This is a genomic window from Hymenobacter sp. UV11 (assembly GCF_004684095.1).
Lineage (GTDB): Bacteria > Bacteroidota > Bacteroidia > Cytophagales > Hymenobacteraceae > Hymenobacter.
In genome coordinates, this window is the sequence record NZ_SRII01000008.1 from 18,925 (window position 1) to 37,205 (window position 18,281).

Here is an 18,281-nt window from a genome sequence, read left to right on the forward strand (position 1 = left end):
TGGCCGGACTGTTTAGAAAAAAATTCCTGCTCCGCTAGCTTACCTGAACCGTAGGCAAGAGCAACTATGCGCAGTTAGTGCCCGTTACTCTCAGCAGAATAGGCCGGTATGGGCAGGGCCTCCGCTACCGGGTGGCCCTGCAAGGCCAGCTGGTGCCGGGCCTCGTCAAACTCCCCTTCGCTTTTGGCGATGACCAGCGTGGCAATACCGTTGCCGATAACATTGGTAATGGCCCGCGCCTCACTCATGAAGCGGTCCACGCCCAGCAACAGCGCCACGCTCTCCACCGGAATGGTCCTGGTGGCTGCCAGCGTCGAGGCCAGCACGATAAAGCCCGAGCCCGTAACGCCCGCCGCGCCCTTGCTCGTGACTACCAGGATGGCAATCAGCGTGAGCTGCTGGGCGAGGGGCAGGCGAATATTAAAAGCCTGGGCCAGAAAGATAACCGCGATGGAAAGGTAGATGCTGGTGCCATCCAGGTTGAAGGAATAACCGGTCGGAATAACCAGCCCCGCCACCGAGCGCGAGCAGCCGTAGCGCTCCATCTTGTCAATCATGCGGGGCAGCGCCGACTCGGACGACGAGGTGCCCAGTACCAGCAAAATTTCCTCCTTAATAAAGCTCAGGTAGGGCATCAGGCGCAGCCCGTAGTAGCGCAAAATGAGGTTCAGCACCCCAAAAATGAACAGAAACATAGTGGCGTACACCACCAGCATCAGCTTGCCCAGCGGCAGTAGGGTAGCAATACCGTACTTGCCAATGGTAAAGGCCATGCCCCCAAACGCGCCCAGCGGCGCCAGCCGCATCACCAGCGCCAGCACGCCGAACATGACCTGCGAAAGCCGCTCAAACGTGCGCACCAGCGGCGCAACGGAGGCACCCAGGCGGTTGAGCGCCAAGCCAAACAACACCGAAAAGAGCAGTATTTGCAGAATGTCGCCCTTGGCAAACGCGCCCACCACACTATCGGGCACCACGTGGGTGAAGAACTCGACCCAGTTCATATCGCCGGCCTGGGCCGTGAATTTGGCGGCTTCGGCGGTTTGGCGGGCATCGCGCAGCACGGCCTGCGCGGTGGCCTGCACGCCGGCGCCCGGCTGGGTCAGGTTGGCCATCCCTACCCCAATGGCCAGGGCCAGCGTGGTCACCACCTCAAAGTAGAGCAGAGCCTTGCCCCCCACCCGGCCCACCTGCCGCAGGCTGCCCATGCCCGCGATGCCCAGCACCACCGTCAGGAAAATAATGGGGGCTATCAGCATCTTTATCAAATTGATAAAGGTGTCGGCCACGGGCTTGAGGGCGGCCCCAGCTGTAGGAAGCAGTGCCCCCACGGCCACGCCAAGGGCAATGGCAACGAGCACTTGCACGGTGAGGTTGGCAGACCAGCGTTTTAGCATCAGCAAGGGGGGTAGGGCAGTATAAACGGACGGGCAAGTTACCGCCCGCTCGGCCGGGTGGTCTACTAGCCTGTGCTACCCATGCTAGCTGTCAGCCCACAAAACCGGGTTAGTAAGGGGAATAAAGTGCGCATTTTAACAATCTTTCCGACGTGGCAGATGTTACTTTAGCACACACAAAATCATTCCGATATGAACGGCAAAAACCTCTTCGACTTCGGTCCTGCCCTTGGTTACTTCTTCCGTAAGAATGACCCCAACCGTAAGGCTAACTTCAACCTGCGCACCATGCACTTCATCAATAAGGTGAGCATGGCCATGTTTTTGGTGGGCCTGTGCGTGCTCCTCTACCGCTGGTTTATTCGCTAAGCGGGGGGTAGGGACGTGAATATTGAGGAGTACCGCGACTTCTGCATGAGCCTGCCGGGCACGACTGAAGAAACACCCTTTGGCCCCGATACGCTGGTATTCAAAGTGGGAGGTAAAATATTTGCCCTCACCGATTTGCAAACCTTTGCCAGCTTCAACGTGAAGTGCGACCCCGAGCGCGCCGCCGACCTGCGCGAGCGCTTCGACTACGTGCTTCCCGGCTTTCATATGAATAAAAAGCACTGGAACACAGTGCTTGTAGGCGCCGGCGCCCCCGATGCGCAGCTACGCGAGTGGCTTACCGATTCATACCAGCTTGTAGTGGCCGCGCTGCCCAAGGCCGTGCGGGCTGAATTGCTGGCAACTGCTAGCTAACCCAAGTTGCAGACCAGCTTGTTGCGGGGGAAAGTTTCAGCTGGAGAGGCCGCCTGGCCGGTCCGTCGGCGCGAGCCGGCCGACCGGTTATCGTTGACAGCTGCGGCCCACGCAACGACAACAAGTCGGCCGGCTCGCGCTGGCGGACCGGGGAGCATGCCTCGCAACTTGGGTTAGCTAATATTAGCTGACCGGATAATAAGAAAATAATAAAAAATTGCACAATGGGTTAAAAGTGCTTTAGCCAGGACTTACCTTCGCTAAGCATAAGCACTTGTTTAGGTGCTATAAAGGGTAGTTTGGCACATAGTTCATTATTGGATAAAACCGCTGAGGGAAATTTGTCGAAAGTAAGGCGACAATTCCTCGCTGGCTTTTATTCCTCATATGAAATTGTTTTGTTACTCCTTCTTAAGCTTGTTGTTTACTTGTCTATTGCTGGCTGCCAGCCCGGCCCAGGCCCAAAGCCTGGCGCTGAATAAAGCCTCCATTGCCTCTTCTACAGTGCAGGCCTCGGCCAATGCCTTCGATGGCAACGGTACTACCCGCTGGGAAAGCAATTCTACTGACAATGAATATATTATCGTTGACCTGGGCTCGGTGCAAACTATTGACCGCATTCGCCTGACCTGGGAAAACGCCTACGGCAAGACGTTTACGCTTGCTGTATCGGCCGTAACCGCTAACCCGGTTGGTACTACCTGGAGCAACGTAGTAAATGGCAGCTGGACCACCGTGTATAGCGAGCCCAACAATGCCTCGACCAACAACGAATATGCTAACCTGGGCAGCAGTGGTCGCTACGTGCGTATGAAAGGTACGGCTCGCGCCACTGGCTATGGCTACTCTCTCTACGAGTTTGAGGTCTTCAATTATTCCAATAATACCGCCAATAACCTGGCTTTGGGCAAAACAGGCTTAGCCTCGTCCACGCAGGGGGGCTTTCCGGCGGCTCAGGCTTTCGACAACGACAATGCTACCCGCTGGGGGAGCACCTACGACGACAACCAGTGGCTCTATGTAGACCTGAAAGGCGAGGCTAGCATCTCGAGTATTTACCTGAGCTGGGAAACGGCTTATGGCAAAGACTTCCGCCTCGAAACGTCGGAAGATGCGAGTGCCTGGACTACCGTTAGCACCTTTACTGGCAATACGTTGCACTACAACGAGGCGAGTTTTGCGACGCCCGTTAAGGGCCGCTACGTGCGGATGTATGGCGTGACGCGGGGCACGGGCTATGGCTTTTCGCTCTACGAGTTTCAGGTATACGGCACCCTTACCCCCCTGGCCACTACCCCCATCCCCATGTCCAATACCGTTGGCCCCCTGCCCGTGACGCTTACCAGCTTTAGTGCCACCCGCCAGGGCGCGGCTGTTGCGGTGCGCTGGGCCACGGCTACCGAGCATAACAGCGCCGGCTTCGACGTGCAGCGCTCGGCCAACGGCATAAGCTTTGAAACGCTGGTAACGGTAGCCGCCGCCGGCAACAGCCAGGTTACGAAGGCGTACGCTTATTCCGACGCCACTCCGTTGGCTACGGGCAGCTACTATCGCCTCCGGCAAGTTGACCTCGACGGCACGGTGACCTACGGCCCCGTGGCAGCAGTGGCTGGCACCAGCCCGGCCGCCGCGCTGGTGGAGGTGTTTCCCAATCCGGTGGCCGACCAGGCTACGCTGCAATGGCCCGCCACCGCTGCCCCCACGCGCTGGAGCTTGACTACTACCACCGGCCAGGTACTGCACGCGGAAAGCATCCTGACTCAGCTAGGTGCTAATGCCCAGGTTATTGACCTGCGGCCGTATGCCGCGGGCAGCTATATTTTGACCGTAGAAGCCGCCGGCCAGGTACTGAGCCGCACGCGGGTGCAAAAAAACTGAGTAATAGCCTGGCCCTCAGGCAAGGGGGTAGGGAAATGCAAAAGACCCCGCTGGTGCGCCAGCGGGGTCTTTTGGTAACATAAAGAACCGGACTTATTGCCCCACCAAGAATACGGCGTTGCCAAACAGCAGCTTGCCGCTCTGCCAGAAGGCGCGGAACAAGGGGTTGTCGCCGAGGTACACCACCTGGCCGCGGCCCAGGTCCTGCTCGCCCAGCACAAACGTGTCCACCAACTCCTTGCGGGCCTTGCTGCCTGCGAAGCCGGCGTAGTAGCCGTTCTTTTTGATAACGCCCACGTTCCAGCCACCCTTACCTAAAAACTTGTAGCTAAGCGGCGTGCGAATGAGGGCCGAGTACGTGTCGCCGTAGCCGAAGGCCAGCGGGTGCGTGTTGTCGAGCTGCACGCGGTAGATGGTGCCCAGCGCCTGGTCCTCGGTACTCTCGCGGGCGGCGGTGCCGTATTTGCGCAGCGGCAGGTAGGGGTTGGCCTGGGCCGTTTTCTTGAGGGCCACAGAGTCGGCCGACTTGGTTTTGAGTAGGAAATCGCGCTTGTTAGCCAGGAATTTGGCGCCGCCTTCCATCGCGATGAGCTTGCCGCCGCTGCGTATCCAGGCCTTGAGGCCATCGAGGGCGCGGTCCGTATAGATGTCGGAATAGTCGCCATCGGGCAGGATGAGCACGTCGATTTTTGACATATTTACCCGGCTCAGGTAGTCGGTGCCGAGCACGGTGATGGGGTAGCCGAGCTGCTGCTCGAAGAAGTGCCACACCTCGCCAAACGCCGTGGCGTCGATGCCCGGCCCGGCCACCACAGCCACCGTGGGCTGCTTCACGAAGTGCACCGAGCCCGAGCCCAGGTCGTGCCCAGTAGTCGAAAAACCGGTTTTCACGGCCTGCACCACCGTGCCCGCCGAGTCGGCCTGCGCCCGCACCAGCTGGTCAAACTTTGGTCCCATCGCCTCGTTGCCGGTGCGCGTGATGATGAGCGTGCCGGGCGCGTACTTCTGGCCCTCGGCCTCGAAAGCCTGCTGGGCAAAGCGCACTTTCACCTTCTGCTGCAGCAGCTTGCTCAAGAAGCGCACGTCCTGCAGGTTATTCCAGCGGGCGAGGTAGGCATAGGGCTGGCTGTCGGCGGCGCTGCCCTTGACAACGGCGGGCGAGGGGGTAGGGCCGCTGCCGTCGAGGCGCTGGGTCAGGGCGTAGGCCTTCACCCCAAACGAGTAGGGTAGGGCCCACGACGTAATATCATAGGTGAGCGAGTCTTCGAGCTGTGGCTTGGGCTCAAACAGCACTTTCACGAGCGTCGATTTGGGCTGGTACATGCTCACGAGCACGTCGTGGGGCTGCACGGTCACGTCCTCCGTTTTGCCGCTGGTGTAGCTGTAGCCCTTGGTTTTGAGCTGCTTGGGCGCAAAGCCGTAGCTGATGTTCTGGCGCTCCAGGTACTGCGTCAGCATGCGCAGCTGGCCAGGGTCGTTGCCCGAGGCCAGCACGTAGGTCTTGTAAGTGCCGCCGGGCTTGGTCTTAGCCGTAGTGAAGTACGACTGAAACTCGCGCAGCAGGTCGTCGTGGCGCTCGGCCGTGGCCTGAATGGTGGCCCGGCTGGCCGCGTGGTGGTGCGCAATGCGCTGGGCCAGCGTGAGCGTATCGCCGTCGGTGCGGGCGTAGGCCACGCCGGCCGGCCCGCCGCCGCCCTGCTCGTAGGTCATGCCGATGGCGCCGTTGAAGCTGGGCCAGGTATCGCCGTAGGTCGGGGCGAATAAATCGTAGGTTTCGCGGGTGAAATACAGCCAGTTATTCTTGTCAAACGTGGCCCGGTTGTAGTCGCCAATCACGCTCTGAAACTTGCGCTGCCAGGGCGTAATGTCGGCGTGGTAGGGCTTGGCGGCCGGTGAGAAGTAGTACGAATTGTTCGGGCCCATCTCGTGGAAGTCGGCGTGCACCTGCGGCATCCACTTGTTATACAGCACAATGCGCTGGCGGCTTTCCTGCTGGGTCTGCCAGGCCCAGTCGCGGTTCAAGTCGAAGTAGTAGTGGTTGTAGCGCCCGCCGGGCCAGGGCTCGTGGTGCTCCCACGAGTCGGGGCCGGCGTTGGGATTCTGGTTCCGCACGCGGTTGTACCAGTTGGCGTAGCGGTCGTGGCCGTCGGGGTTCACGCAGGGGTCTACCACGATTACCGTGTTCTTGAGCCAGTCCTGCATCTGCGTGTCCTGCGGGTTGCCCAGGTCGTACAGCACCTGCAAAACCGCCTCCGAGCTCACGGCCTCGTTGCCGTGCACGTTGTAGCTCAGCCAGCACACGGCCGGCAGCTGGCGGCTGGCCGCGCCGCTTTCGAGGCTGGCCAGCCGGCGGTCATTCTGCTGAATATCAGTAAGCTTGCCGAAGTTTTCGGTGTTGCCAATCTCGATAACTTCCAGCGTGCGCTTCTCATACGTCTGGCCGTAGCGCGTGATGCGCATGCGGCCGGGTGAGTGGGCCACCACGTGGGCCGCGTAGCGCAGCACGTCGGCCTGGGGCGTAAACCGGCTGCCCAGCGGGTAACCCAGAAACTGCTCGGGCGTGAGCAGCGGCCCGGCCGCATCGGCGGCGCTGGTGGGGGGTAGGGCGGTTTGGGCGGCGCTGGCCAGGGGTAGGGCCAGGCCCAGCAGCAGCCCGCGGCCCGCCCGGCCGAGAGTGCGCGTAGCTTGCTGCCCGCGAAGGAATAGAGAACTCATCAAATGAAAGAAAGGCTACTTAGTGCGTGAAAAGACGGGGGTGTTTGGCGCAAAGATGCAGGCCACCTGCCAGCTTACCCACCACCAGGGACCCTTTTTGGTATTAAAGTCAGCTTTTTTTGAAATGAGAGGGTAATTTCAGAGGGCTAGCCAGCGCTACCCTTCTATTGGCGGCCGACGGCCGAACCACGGCTGCGCCTGTTCCAACTGCCCCGCCAGGCGAAAAAGCACGTCTTCAGCCCCTAGCCGGGCTATGAACTGCACGCCGCAGGGCAGGCCGTCGGCGGTCCAGTGCAGCGGCACCGACATGGCGGGCTGGCCCGTGAGGTTGGCCACCTGCGTATAGGGCGTTTTTTCGAGGCTTTGCTCGGCCAGCTTTTCCACTATTCCCGAGCGCCGGATGAGGCCGCCCAGCCCAAACGTATTCACCACTTTCAGCAGCTTTTGCTCAAACGGCTTGGGCTGCAATTCGCCGATGCGCACGGGCGGCGTGGCCAGCGTGGGCGTCAGCAGCAGGTCGTAGGTCTGGTGAAACCGGCCCATGCGGCGGGCGTGGTCGTTCCAGCTGTGGCGCGCGGCCGCAAAGTCGGCGGCCGAGTAGGTGCGGCCCAGCAAACCTAGCAGCCAGGTAGTCGGCTCCACATCACGGGGCCGGGCATTGCGGCCCAGCACTGTTTTTAGCCCCGCGATGCTAGCCCCGGTTTCGCCAAAATACAGCATCATAAATGCCGTCGACACGGCCCGGCCATCGAAGGGCAGTGGCACTTCTTCCACGTCGTGGCCCAGGCTTTCGAGCAGCTTGGCTGCCTCGCGCACGGCGGTGGCGCACTCGGGGTGTAGCGGCCGGCCCAGCGGGTGGTCGAGGGTGAAGGCGATGCGCAGGCGGCCGGGCGCGCGGCCCACTTCCTCCAGGTAGGGCCGGGTGGGAGGGGGTAGGAAATACGGCGCGCCCACGTCGGGGCCCTGGGTGGCGTCGAGGGCGGCGGCGCTGTCGCGCACCGAGCGCGTGAGCACGTGCTCCACGGCCGCGCCCTGCCACTTTTCGCCCTGCTCGGGGCCGGTGGGCACGCGCCCCCGGCTGGGTTTGAGCCCAAACAGCCCACAGCACGCCGCCGGAATCCGGATGGAGCCGCCCCCGTCGCCGGCCCCCGCCACCGGCACAATGCCCGCCGCCACGGCCGCCGCCGCGCCGCCGCTGCTACCCCCCGGCGTGCGGCCCAGGTCCCACGGGTTGCGGCAGGGGCCGTAGAGCGCCGACTCGGTCACGCCCATGAGGGCAAACTCGGGCACGTTGGTTTTACCCAGAATATTGAGGCCCGCCGCCTGCCAGCGCCGCACCAGCTCGGCGTCCTCGGCAGGCACGAAATGGCGCAGGGCGCGGCTGCCGCCCGTGTGCGGCGCGCCGGCGTAGGCCGCGCCAAAGTCCTTCAGCAAAAATGGCACGCCGCCGAATGGCCCATCCGGTAGCCCGGCCGCCGCGCGCTGTTGGGCTTGCTCGAAGAGTTTGAATATGATGGCGTTGAGGCGCGGGTTCACGGCTTCGGCGCGGGCGATGGCGGCGGCGCATAGCTCGGCGGCCGTGAGCTGGCCCCGGCGCACGAGGTCGGCCATGCCCAGGCCGTCGAGCTGGTCGTATTCGGTGGGGGTAAGCATGGCGGCAAGATAGGGGTAGGCTCTACTTTCTGGTGGTCGCCCAGCGTGGGGGCACCTCACCCCCTAGCCCCCTCTCCAAAAAAGAGGGGGAACTACCTCTAGTTTTAGCTTTTAGTCTGGAAATTAAATTTTAAAGCTAGTTCCCCCTCTTTTTTGGAGAGGGGGCTAGGGGGTGAGGTGCCCCCGCGCTGGACAACCACCGGAGCTAGGGGCTGCTGCGGAAAATATCCCCCATGCGTCCTGCTAATAAAAATCTGCGTCCTTATTATTACGCAAATTCTTATGAAAAAACTCCTACCCCTCCTCGCTACCCTGACGCTGCCCCTGGCCAGCTTCGCCCAAACCAGCCCGCGCCCGCTCAACCTCGCCGACCTCAATCGGATGCGCGATGTGGCCGACCCCAACCTCTCGCCCGATGGCGCCTGGGTGGCCTACACCGTGAGCCGCGTGGATACGGCCACTGACAAGCGCGACGCCGACGTGTGGATGGCCCGCACCGACGGCTCGCAGAATATCCGCGTCACGACCAACCCGGCCGGCGAAAGCAAGCCGCGCTTCAGCCCCGATGGCAAGTACCTGAGCTTCATCTCGGGCCGCAACCAGGAGGATGGCGGCGACGCGCAGCTCTGGCTGCTGAATCGCGCTGGTGGCGAGGCCGAAAAAGTGACTAAAATAAAGGGCAGTGTGTCGGACTACGTGTGGAGCCCTGATGGCTCGCGCATTGCCATGATTATCCGCGATGCCGACCCCGACTCGCTCACCGCCGCCCAGAAGGCTAAGAAGAAAACCGCCCCGCCCATCGTCATCGACCGCTTCCAGTTTAAGAAGGACGTGGATGGCTACCTCAACAGCCAGCGCCAGCACCTCTACGTGTTCGACGTGGCCACGCGCCGCCTCACCAAGCTCACGCCCGGCGTGTACGACGAGTACCTGCCCGCCTGGAGCCCCGACGGCAAGCAACTGGCTTTCAGCAGCAAGCGTGGACCAGACCCCGACCGCCACGACAATTTCGACCTCTTCCTTATTGACGCCAAAGCCGGCGCCACGGCCCGGCCGCTACTAGCTACCGACGTGCCCGAAAGCGCGCCCAACTACGGCAGCCGCCCCGCCTGGAGCCCCGACGGCCGCCGCATTGCCTTCGTGCAGGGCGGCCCCAAGGAGCAGCTCGTGTACGCCCTGCACCAGCTGATGGTGGTGGACGTGGCCGGCGGCCCCGCCCGCCCGCTCACCGCTGGCCTCGACCGCAACACGACCCAGCCGCAGTGGAGCGCCGACGGCAAAAGTGTCTATTTCCTGCTCGAAGACGACCGCGCCGAGTCGCTCATGCGGGTGCCCGCCACCGGCGGCAAGCTCTCAACAGTGCTGGCCGGCCCGCGCCAGGTCGGCGATTTCGATAGGACCGGCAAGGGCGCCACGGTGGTGCTCAGCAGCCAGCCCCAGCAGCCCACCGAGGTATTCGCGCTCGATAAAAAAGGCAAATTGCTACCTCTCTCCAAGCAGAACGACGCCTGGCTGAAGGACGTGGCGCTGGGCGCCGTCGAGCCCATGCAGGCCAAGAGCAAGGACGGCACGCTGGTGAGCGGCTTCACCATCAAACCCGTAGGCTACCAGGTGGGGCACAAATACCCGACCATCCTGCGCATCCACGGCGGGCCGGTGGCGCAGTTTGGCTACGGCTTTGCGTTTGAGTGGCAATACTTTGCGGCCAATGGCTACGCCGTGGTGGTGGCCAACCCGCGCGGCAGCTCGGGCCGCGGCCTGGAGTACAGCAAGGCCATCTACGCCGACTGGGGCAACAAGGACACCGACGACGTGCTGGCCGTGGTGGACTACGCCGTGGCGGAAGGCCTGGCCGACCCCGACCGCCTCGGCGTGGGCGGCTGGAGCTACGGCGGCATCATGACCGACCAGGTTATTGCCCGCGACCAGCGCTTTAAGGCGGCCGTGAGCGGCGCCAGCATCGGCAACGTGCTGGCCGGCTACGGCACCGACCAGTACATCCGCGACTACGAAACCGAGCTGGGCACGCCCTGGAAAAACACCGACGTGTACCTGCGTGTGTCCTACCCCTTCTACCACGCCGACCAGATTAAAACCCCCACGCTCTTCGTGTGCGGCGAAAAGGATTTCAACGTGCCCCTACTCAATACCGAGCAGATGTACCAGGCCCTGCAAAGCCTGCACGTACCCACCCAGCTCGTCATCTACCCCGGTCAGTTTCACGGCGTCACGACCCCCAGCTACGTCAAGGACCGCTACGTGCGCTACCTCAAATGGTATAATAAGTACCTGATGCCCAGCGGCACGGCCCAGGCCGGCGCGCGGTAGCCGGCGCGGGCGGCGCGGAGGGGGGTAGGGGCACCGCCTACCCCCCTGCAAGCTGCCAACCTGCTTGACATGAAAACAGCCGCCCCATTTGGAGCGGCTGTTTTCATGCCTGCCTACATCAAGCTACAGCCCCGGAATCACGTCCAGCAGGCTGTGGCCTTTGGTGGCGATGGCCTCGCGGAACTGATTCTTAACCACATTTTTAATGATTTCGCTGGTGTCGCGCTCGCCGCGGGCCAGGGCTTTGGCAAACTCGATGGCCTGCGCGGTGCTCACCTTGCCGGGCATTGCGGGCTCGTTGGGGTCCACGTAGCAGTCGATAACGGCCGGGCCATCGTGAGCCAGCGCCGCGCGCACCACGCGGTCGGTGTCCTTCATGTCCTTGATGGTGAAGCCGGTGGCGCCGCAGGCTTCGGCGTACTTGGCGAAGTCAATCGACTGCAAATCAACGCCAAACTCGGGGTTGCCTTCCATCACCATCTGCTCCCACTTAATCTGGCCCAGGGCATTATTGTGGAAGATGAACACCTTGATGGGCAGCTTGTAGCGAACGGCCGTGGCCAGCTCACCCATCAGCATCGTGAAGCCGCCGTCGCCGACCAGCGACACCACTTGCCGGCCGGGGTAGGCCACCGACGCCGCGATGGCGTAGGGTAGGCCCGCGCCCATCGTGGCCAGCAGGCCCGAGGTCGAGAACAGCATCTGGTCCTGCATCTGGATGTAGCGGGCGGCCCAGGTCGTGTTGTTGCCGCAGTCGCAGGTCACGATAGCGTCGGGGTTCAGCAGCGGGCTCAGTACGTGGGGGATGGTCTGGGGCTTCATCGGCAAAGCCTCCTGGGTGCCGCGCTCGGCCAGCAGCTCGCGCCACGACTTCATGCGGTCCTGCGCTTTTTCGAGGAAATCGCGGTCGTCCTGGCGCTTGAGCAGGGGTAGGAGGCCTTGCAATACCGTTTTGCTGTCGCCCAGCAGGCCCACTTCCACGGGCGTGCGCAGGCCGATGTGGGTGGCGTCGAGGTCAATCTGCACCGTGCGGGCCTGGCCGGGCTTCGGATAAAACTCCAGGTAGGGAAAGTGCGAGCCAACTATCAGCAGCGTATCGCACTCCTCCATCGCGTCTTGCGAGGGCGCGGTGCCCAGCAGCCCCAGGCCGCCGGTGGTATAGGGCGAGTCGTCGGGCAGCACGCCCTTGCCGAGCAGCGCTTTGGCAACGGGCGCGCCTAGCAACTCGGCCAGTTGCGTAAGCTCGGCACGGGCATCGAGGGCGCCCCGACCGGCCAGAATGGCGACTTTCTTGCCCGCGTTAATCACCTCGGCGGCGCGCTGCAGTTGGGCCTGGGTAGGGGCTACTTCGCTGCTCACCACTACCGGTTTGGTGTGGCCGGGCACGTTCTGGGCCGATACTTTGTCGTCGCTCGTCGTCCAGTCCTGCAGGTCTTTGGGGAAGGAAATGTGCGCTACCGTGCGCTGCCCCAGCGCCGTGCGAATGGCCTGGTCCGTAATGGTTTGCACGTGCTCGGGGCCCATCACGCGCTCGTTGCAGGCAGCCACGTCCTCGAATAATTTTACCAGGTCTACGTCCTGCTGCCAGTAGGTACCGCTGAGGTCGTGCGCCGCGCTGCCTGTGATGGCCAGCACTGGCTGCCCGTCGTACTTGGCATCATACAGGCCGTTGAGCAAATGGATACCGCCGGGGCCGCCGGTGGCCAGGCACACGCCCAGCTTGCCCGTAAACTTGGCGTAGCTGCAGGCCATAAACGCGGCCGACTCCTCGTGGCGCACCAGCACCAGCTTTATCTTGTCCTGGTGGGTGCGCAGCGACTCGTAAAGGCCATTGATGCCGTCGCCCGGCAGGCTGAAAATCGTATCGACGCCCCAATCCAGTAATCGTTCGACCAGCAGGTCGGCTCCCGTCTTTGCCATGGTTGGTAGTGGTTACAGAGTGTAGGAAGGGGTAGTACGTCGGTTGCCCGGTCGTGAGTTGTGGCCGTGAGGACAGGGAAGGGGGGTAGGGAAGCCAAAAAGAATGTGCGGAGCGTCTTTGGCCCGCCTCACCCCGCTAAATTTATAATTTCTCAGAAATTCCCATCTCGTTAGCGTTGGCAAGTCTAATGGAATTAGTAACTTGCGCCCTGTGTTGCCGGATTGTGTGCGTCGCTGGCCCCTCGCGTTGGGCTATATCCTCCCTTGACTCCCTCCCGTTATGATTAATACTAACCTCAAGTTCTGGCGTCGCGAGCTCAGCCTGACGCAAGCCCAACTAGCTGATAAGCTGGGTATCAAGCGCTCCCTGGTGGGTGCTTACGAAGAAGGCCGCGCCGAGCCGCGCCTAGCCACGCTCGTCAACATGGCGCGCCTCTTTAATATCCCGCTCGACTCGCTGGCTACCACCGACTTTACCAAGCGCAAGAACGCCAAAACGGCCGCCGCCCTGCGCGAAGCCGGCCCGCTCACCGAAACCCTGCCCGAAGACAAGCCCCTGCGTATTCTGGCCATCACGGTAGGCCCCGACGACCGCGAAAATATCGAGCTGGTGCCCCTCAAAGCCGCCGCTGGCTACCTCAATGGCTACGCCGACCGCGAATTTATTGAGGAGCTGCCCCGCTTCCGCCTACCCATGCTGGCCAGCACCGGCACCTACCGCGCCTTCGAAATCGCGGGCGATTCCATGCTACCCCTCGCCAGCGGCACCACCATCGTGGGCCGCTACGTCGACGACTGGGCCGGCATTAAGGACGGTACGCCCTGCATCGTGGTCAGCCAAAAGGACGGTATCGTGTTCAAGCGCGTGTACAACAAGCTGAAGCAGAGTGCCATGTTTGCCCTGCAGTCAGATAACCCGCTGTACTCGCCCTACGATGTGAAGGCCGAAGACGTGCTCGAAATCTGGGAAGCCAAGAGCTACATCAGTAGCGCTTTCCCCATCGGCGGCGTGTCCTTGGAGCATCTGGCCAGCATGGTCCTCGACCTCACGCAGCAGGTGAAGCAGTTGCAATTGCAGCGGGCGTAGTACCTCCCGAGGCACCTCACCCCCCTACCCCCTCTCCGAAAAAGAGGGGGAGCCGGATAACTTGTTTAAGAACGAAAGAGGGCTTTCAGCATTGCTGAAAGCCCTCTTTTGTGTAATCTCGCGCCGCCGTGGCTCCCCCTAGGGGGTAGGGGGGGGAGGTGCCTACTTCAGCTGCATCTCCTCAATAATGCTTTTAATCTTGTCCTGCGCTTTTTTGTGCGTTACCTCATAATCAGCAATAGAAGACAGCGGCTCCTTTACGCTGAAGTAGAACTTAATTTTGGGCTCGGTGCCGCTGGGGCGGGCGGAGATTTTGTCGCCCGCGGCGGTGATGAATTGCAGCACGTTAGAGCTTTCTACCCCGGTGCTTTCCTCCGTTTTGGCAGTGAGGTGGTGAATCTTGCCGGTCTGGTAGTCACGAATTTCAACTACGGGTGAGCCGGCCAGCGTTGCGGGCGGGTTCTTGCGCAACTCCACCATCATTTCCTGAATTTCCTCGGCGCCGCGCTGGCCCTTCTTGGTCAGTGAGATGAGGTCTTCCACGTAGAGGCCATACTCGGCGTACATCTGCTGCATTTCCTGATAAAGAGTGCGGCCCTGGCTTTTGGCCACGGCAGCCATCTCGGCCACGAGGGCGCAGGCCGATACAGCATCTTTATCGCGCACAAAGTCGCCGATGAGGAAGCCGTAGCTTTCCTCGCCGCCGCAGATGTAGTTCGCCTGGCCCGCCAGCTCGCGAATGAGGCCCGCAATGTATTTGAAGCCCGTGAGCGTGCGGTAATATTCCACGCCGTAGCGGTGCGCGATGTCCCCCAGAATTTCGCTCGTCACGATAGTGTACACGATGAAATCGTTGGGCTGGGCCTTGCCCGCGTGCTTGCGCGCCGACAGCAGGTAGTGCGTGAGCAGCGCGGCGGTCTGGTTGCCGTTGAGCAAAACCCATTCGCCGTGCTCGTTTTTCACGCCTACCCCCACGCGGTCAGCGTCGGGGTCGGTGGCCAGCACGAGGTCGGCATTTTGAGCCTTGGCCTGGTCGAGGGCCAGCTGCATGGCCGCTTTTTCCTCGGGGTTGGGAGACTGCACGGTGGGGAAGTTGCCGTCGGGCGTAGCCTGAGCTTCTACTACGCTCACGTTGGTGAAGCCAAAGGCGGCCAGCGCCGGCGGCACTAGCTTCACGCCCGAGCCGTGAATGGGCGTGTACACAATACCCAAATCGTGCTGCTGCTGAATAGCGGCCGCATTGATACTCAGCTTCTTGACTTCGGCCAGGTAGGCGTCGTCAATCTCCTGCCCGATAATATGAATGCGGCTGGGGTCGGCCGCGAATTTTACCTCGTCGGGGCTGGTGATTTTATTCACCTCGATGATGATATTCTTATCATGCGGCGAAACTACCTGCGAGCCATCGTTCCAGTACACCTTGTAGCCGTTGTACTCCTTGGGGTTGTGCGAGGCCGTAATCACGCAGCCGCTCTGGCAGCCCAGGTGCCGGATGGCAAACGATAATTCGGGGGTAGGGCGCAGCGAATCAAAGAGATACGCCGTGATGCCATTGGCCGAGAAAATGCCCGCCACCGTTTCGGCAAAAAAGCGCGAGTTGTTGCGCGAGTCGTGCGCAATAGCCACCTTAATCTCCTGGTTTTGAAAGCTCTGGTGCAGGTAGTTGCACAGGCCCTGCGTAGCCATGCCCAGCGTGTAGCGGTTCATGCGGTTGGAGCCGGGGCCCATGATGCCGCGTAGCCCGCCGGTGCCAAATTCCAGCGACCGGTAAAACGCGTCGTTGAGCTGGTCGTCCTGGTTGGTATCCACCAGGTGTTTGATAGCGGCTTGGGTTTCAGCGTCGTAGGCGGGGGTGAGCCAGGTGTTGATGCGCTGCTGAACGTCGGGAGAGAGGGGCATGGGGAAGGAATAGGGAAAGTGGTAAGGCCAGAAACGGTTGTAAAGGAAAGATGTTCGGGCCAAAAAGCCAACCACGCTGGTTGTCGCGCAGCTAATCTGCCTGCTCAGCGCACCACTATTTTCTGGGAAAAACTCCCGGCGACCGAGATGATTTTCACCACATACGTGCCCGTCGCCACCGCCGAAATATCAATGCTCTGCGCTAATTGGCTAGCAAGCAGTGTAGTAGTGAGAATAGTGCGCCCCTGCAAGTCTTGTAAGACCAGGTTGGCCGGGCCGCCTACCCCCGCCAGCCGCTCCAGGCGCAGGGTATGGTGCGCCGGGTTGGGCACCACCGTAAAGGTGGCCGCGGCCTGGGGTGCCGTAGTAGCCAGCACGGTAGGCGCCAGCCACGAGCTGAGGCTGAGCGCATAAAGCTGCGGCGGCACCGTCATGAGAAAGTTGGCGAGGCGCTCGTTGGAAATAAAAACGCGGCTGCGGCCCACAAAGGTGAGCCCCTCGGCCTGGCCAATCTGCAAGGCATTGGGCAGCTCGATGCGCCGCTTGTTGGCTAGCAAATACTGCGTACCTGTGAAGCCCGACAGCAGCCAGACAAACGTGCTGCCATCGTTGGCATTGTAGCCCAGCAGGGCTGCCGATGTGCCCGCAGCATTTATATCAGCTGCTGTTACCAGCCCATTCACCCCGAAAGTTGCCTTGAGATGCGCCACGTAGGTGCCTGGCGTGGCCGGCACCGTATAGTAGCGCGTTTGCAAATCGACCCAGTCTTTGGTAAATAGATGCAGCGAGTCGTTGGCAAAAAAGAAGGCTTCACAATCGAAATTGTGGCGGTTGTTGCGGGGCGTAAAATCGGTTTGGTCGGGGTAGCTGAAGGCAATGGCCTCGGCCGGGACGGTCGTGGCTGTGGGGCCAAGCGCCGATTTTGCCACGCGCAGCACCCGCAGGTCGCGGCGGTCGCCCAAGTTGTTGCCTACATCGCCCACGAACAGGTATTGCGGACTGGCCGCGATATCCTCCCAGTCTACGTTGTCAAAATTGCTGATGCGCACCTGCTGCACCACGTGCCCGTCGATAGAGTCAACCCGAAACAGTATGGGGGCATTGCCACTGTCGTTGAAAGTCCACAGGCTGCCGCCTGTATACTGGAGCCCCGAGCTTTCGACTACGTCATCGGTTAGCCGGGTCTTAACCGCCAGCGCCGTGCGGGTGAGTGGGTACTGGCACGAGCCATCGTTGCCCACGGCCGCCGGGTTGTAGTTGGTCGCGGATGGGTCGGGGCAATTCTGGGCCTGGGCCGTCCAGCCGGCTGCCATCCCCAGCAGCAAAGCAAGTGTAAATTTTGCTACCATCGCGGGTTAGGTTGAGCACAAAAGTAACTGCTTCACTAAGTTGGCTAAGCATATGCACTAAAGCAAGTTACCTGGTGTGGGCAGGTTGGCCCGCGCCGTGGCGAGCAAGGGCTACTTCGTAGCGGGCGCGTCTTCGCGCAGCGCCACGCCGTAGCGCGTAGCAAAGTTTTCGAGCAGCGCGCGCAGCACCGCCAGGCGGCGGGTGCCTTTCACCTCGCGCATGTTCAGCACGTGAATGTCGCCGTCCTTGAGGCGCACCCGCAGCTGGCGGGGTAGCAGCTCTAGCATGCTCATGTTTTCGGCCGCAAATACCTGCTTGGCCCGAAACAGGCCCGCCTTATGGACCAGGTAGCCGGGCGCGAACTCGAAGTAGCTCTGCGTGCCAAACACTGGCGCGTTATGCACTAGAATAAACCCCAGGTAGATGACGCAAAGCGCTAAAAAAACGTAGCTCAGCCAATAAAAATCCTGGTCGGCTGGCGAGTTGCGCAGCATGAGCACGGCATAGGCAATGGCAAACAAAGCCAGCGATACCTGCACCCCAAACGAGAGGCGGGAGGAGTTGGCAGGGCGTAGGCGAATTCGGGTGGTACCAGTGGGCATGGGGCAAAAATAGCTACTAAAGACGAGTGACTAATGACTAATTAGCTAACGCTTTAGTAAGCAATTAGTTAATTAGTCATTAGTCACTCGTCTTTAGTCACTAAGCTACGCCAGCTTGGCATCCAGCGTCATTTCGGGCACCGCCTTTAGCAGCTGCGACACGGGGCAGTTTTCCTTGGCAAACGCGGCGTGCTTCTGGAAGTCCTCGGGCGTAATGTTGCCGCCGGTCACTTTACCCTCGGTGCTCACGTGGATTTTGGTGATTTTGGGCGGGTCCTGCGTGGGGTCCAGCGTCACGGTCGAGGTCGTGGTGATGGTTTCTACCGTGTGGCCGTGCTTGGTGAGCACGTTAGTGAGGAACATGGTGTAGCAGCCGGCGTGCGCGCCGCCAATCAGCTCCTCGGGGTTGGTACCCTTCTGGCCTTCAAAGCGCGAGCCTACCGAGTAAGGAGCCTCTACCACGCCGCTCTTGGTGCTGATGGTGCCGTGACCTTTCATGTCGCCGTTCCACACGGCCTTACCAAATTGGTTTATCATATTTATTCTGAAAATAAAGGGAGAAGACTCCTGCCGGCAACGTTGCCGGCAGCTTATACATACGGCGAACCAAGTAGCTAATGTTTTGTTGAATGTTTTATCATAAAAAATTAAACAAAATATTTGCCCGGCCATGGGCGCCCGCCGCGCCGGTAGAGCCGCCGCCCGCTG

13 protein-coding genes are annotated in these 18,281 nt (G+C 61.3%); 5 read left to right on the forward strand and 8 right to left on the reverse strand.

Annotated elements, in window-relative coordinates; translation table 11 throughout:
* Positions 1 to 74: 74 nt before the first annotated feature.
* Positions 75 to 1,397, reverse strand: coding sequence for a C4-dicarboxylate transporter DctA (dctA, locus tag E4631_RS16060; RefSeq protein WP_133657872.1), 1,323 nt, complete (start codon positions 1,395 to 1,397; stop codon positions 75 to 77).
* A gap of 192 nt (positions 1,398 to 1,589) precedes the next feature.
* Between dctA and E4631_RS25960 the strand changes: the two genes are divergently transcribed.
* The 3 genes from E4631_RS25960 (at position 1,590) to E4631_RS16070 (ending at position 4,019) form a co-directional block, all read left to right on the forward strand.
* Entirely contained in the window at positions 1,590 to 1,766 is a 177-nt protein-coding gene (locus tag E4631_RS25960; protein WP_166648109.1) for a DUF6728 family protein, read from the forward strand.
* 15 nt (positions 1,767 to 1,781) lie between these two features.
* Entirely contained in the window at positions 1,782 to 2,141 is a 360-nt protein-coding gene (locus E4631_RS16065; protein ID WP_133657873.1) for an MmcQ/YjbR family DNA-binding protein, read from the forward strand.
* A 417-nt stretch (positions 2,142 to 2,558) separates the two neighbouring features.
* Entirely contained in the window at positions 2,559 to 4,019 is a 1,461-nt protein-coding gene (locus E4631_RS16070) for a discoidin domain-containing protein (protein ID WP_205704254.1), read from the forward strand.
* 93 nt (positions 4,020 to 4,112) lie between these two features.
* On the opposite strand, the gene E4631_RS16075 is transcribed toward E4631_RS16070, so the two are convergent.
* Positions 4,113 to 6,734 carry a M14 family metallopeptidase gene (locus E4631_RS16075; protein WP_133657875.1) on the reverse strand — a complete coding sequence of 874 codons (2,622 nt, stop codon included), beginning with the start codon at positions 6,732 to 6,734 and terminating at the stop codon, positions 4,113 to 4,115.
* Between the two features lie 156 nt (positions 6,735 to 6,890).
* Entirely contained in the window at positions 6,891 to 8,387 is a 1,497-nt protein-coding gene (locus E4631_RS16080; protein WP_133657876.1) for an amidase, read from the reverse strand.
* 282 nt (positions 8,388 to 8,669) lie between these two features.
* Here E4631_RS16080 and E4631_RS16085 point away from each other — a divergent pair, with 282 nt between their 5' ends.
* A complete protein-coding gene (locus tag E4631_RS16085; RefSeq protein ID WP_133657877.1) occupies positions 8,670 to 10,715 on the forward strand; it encodes a S9 family peptidase in 2,046 nt (681 codons plus the stop codon).
* A gap of 123 nt (positions 10,716 to 10,838) precedes the next feature.
* On the opposite strand, the gene E4631_RS16090 is transcribed toward E4631_RS16085, so the two are convergent.
* Positions 10,839 to 12,635, reverse strand: coding sequence for a thiamine pyrophosphate-dependent enzyme (locus tag E4631_RS16090; protein ID WP_133657878.1), 1,797 nt, complete (start codon positions 12,633 to 12,635; stop codon positions 10,839 to 10,841).
* A gap of 280 nt (positions 12,636 to 12,915) precedes the next feature.
* On the opposite strand from E4631_RS16090, the gene E4631_RS16095 reads away from it, so the two are divergent.
* On the forward strand, positions 12,916 to 13,722 hold the full coding sequence (locus E4631_RS16095) for an XRE family transcriptional regulator (RefSeq protein WP_133657879.1): 807 nt from the start codon (positions 12,916 to 12,918) through the stop codon (positions 13,720 to 13,722).
* A 162-nt stretch (positions 13,723 to 13,884) separates the two neighbouring features.
* Here E4631_RS16095 and E4631_RS16100 read toward each other — a convergent pair whose 3' ends face one another.
* The 4 genes from E4631_RS16100 to E4631_RS16115 form a co-directional block, all read right to left on the reverse strand.
* On the reverse strand, positions 13,885 to 15,621 hold the full coding sequence (locus tag E4631_RS16100) for a phospho-sugar mutase (protein WP_133657880.1): 1,737 nt from the start codon (positions 15,619 to 15,621) through the stop codon (positions 13,885 to 13,887).
* A gap of 104 nt (positions 15,622 to 15,725) precedes the next feature.
* Complete coding sequence (locus E4631_RS16105) at positions 15,726 to 16,970, reverse strand: T9SS type A sorting domain-containing protein (RefSeq protein ID WP_133657881.1); 1,245 nt, start codon at positions 16,968 to 16,970, stop codon at positions 15,726 to 15,728.
* 111 nt (positions 16,971 to 17,081) lie between these two features.
* The gene (locus tag E4631_RS16110) at positions 17,082 to 17,573 is read right to left on the reverse strand and encodes a hypothetical protein (protein WP_133657882.1); all 492 of its coding nucleotides are present in this window, start codon (positions 17,571 to 17,573) and stop codon (positions 17,082 to 17,084) included.
* 105 nt (positions 17,574 to 17,678) lie between these two features.
* Complete coding sequence (locus E4631_RS16115; protein WP_133657883.1) at positions 17,679 to 18,110, reverse strand: OsmC family peroxiredoxin; 432 nt, start codon at positions 18,108 to 18,110, stop codon at positions 17,679 to 17,681.
* Positions 18,111 to 18,281 lie beyond the last annotated feature (171 nt).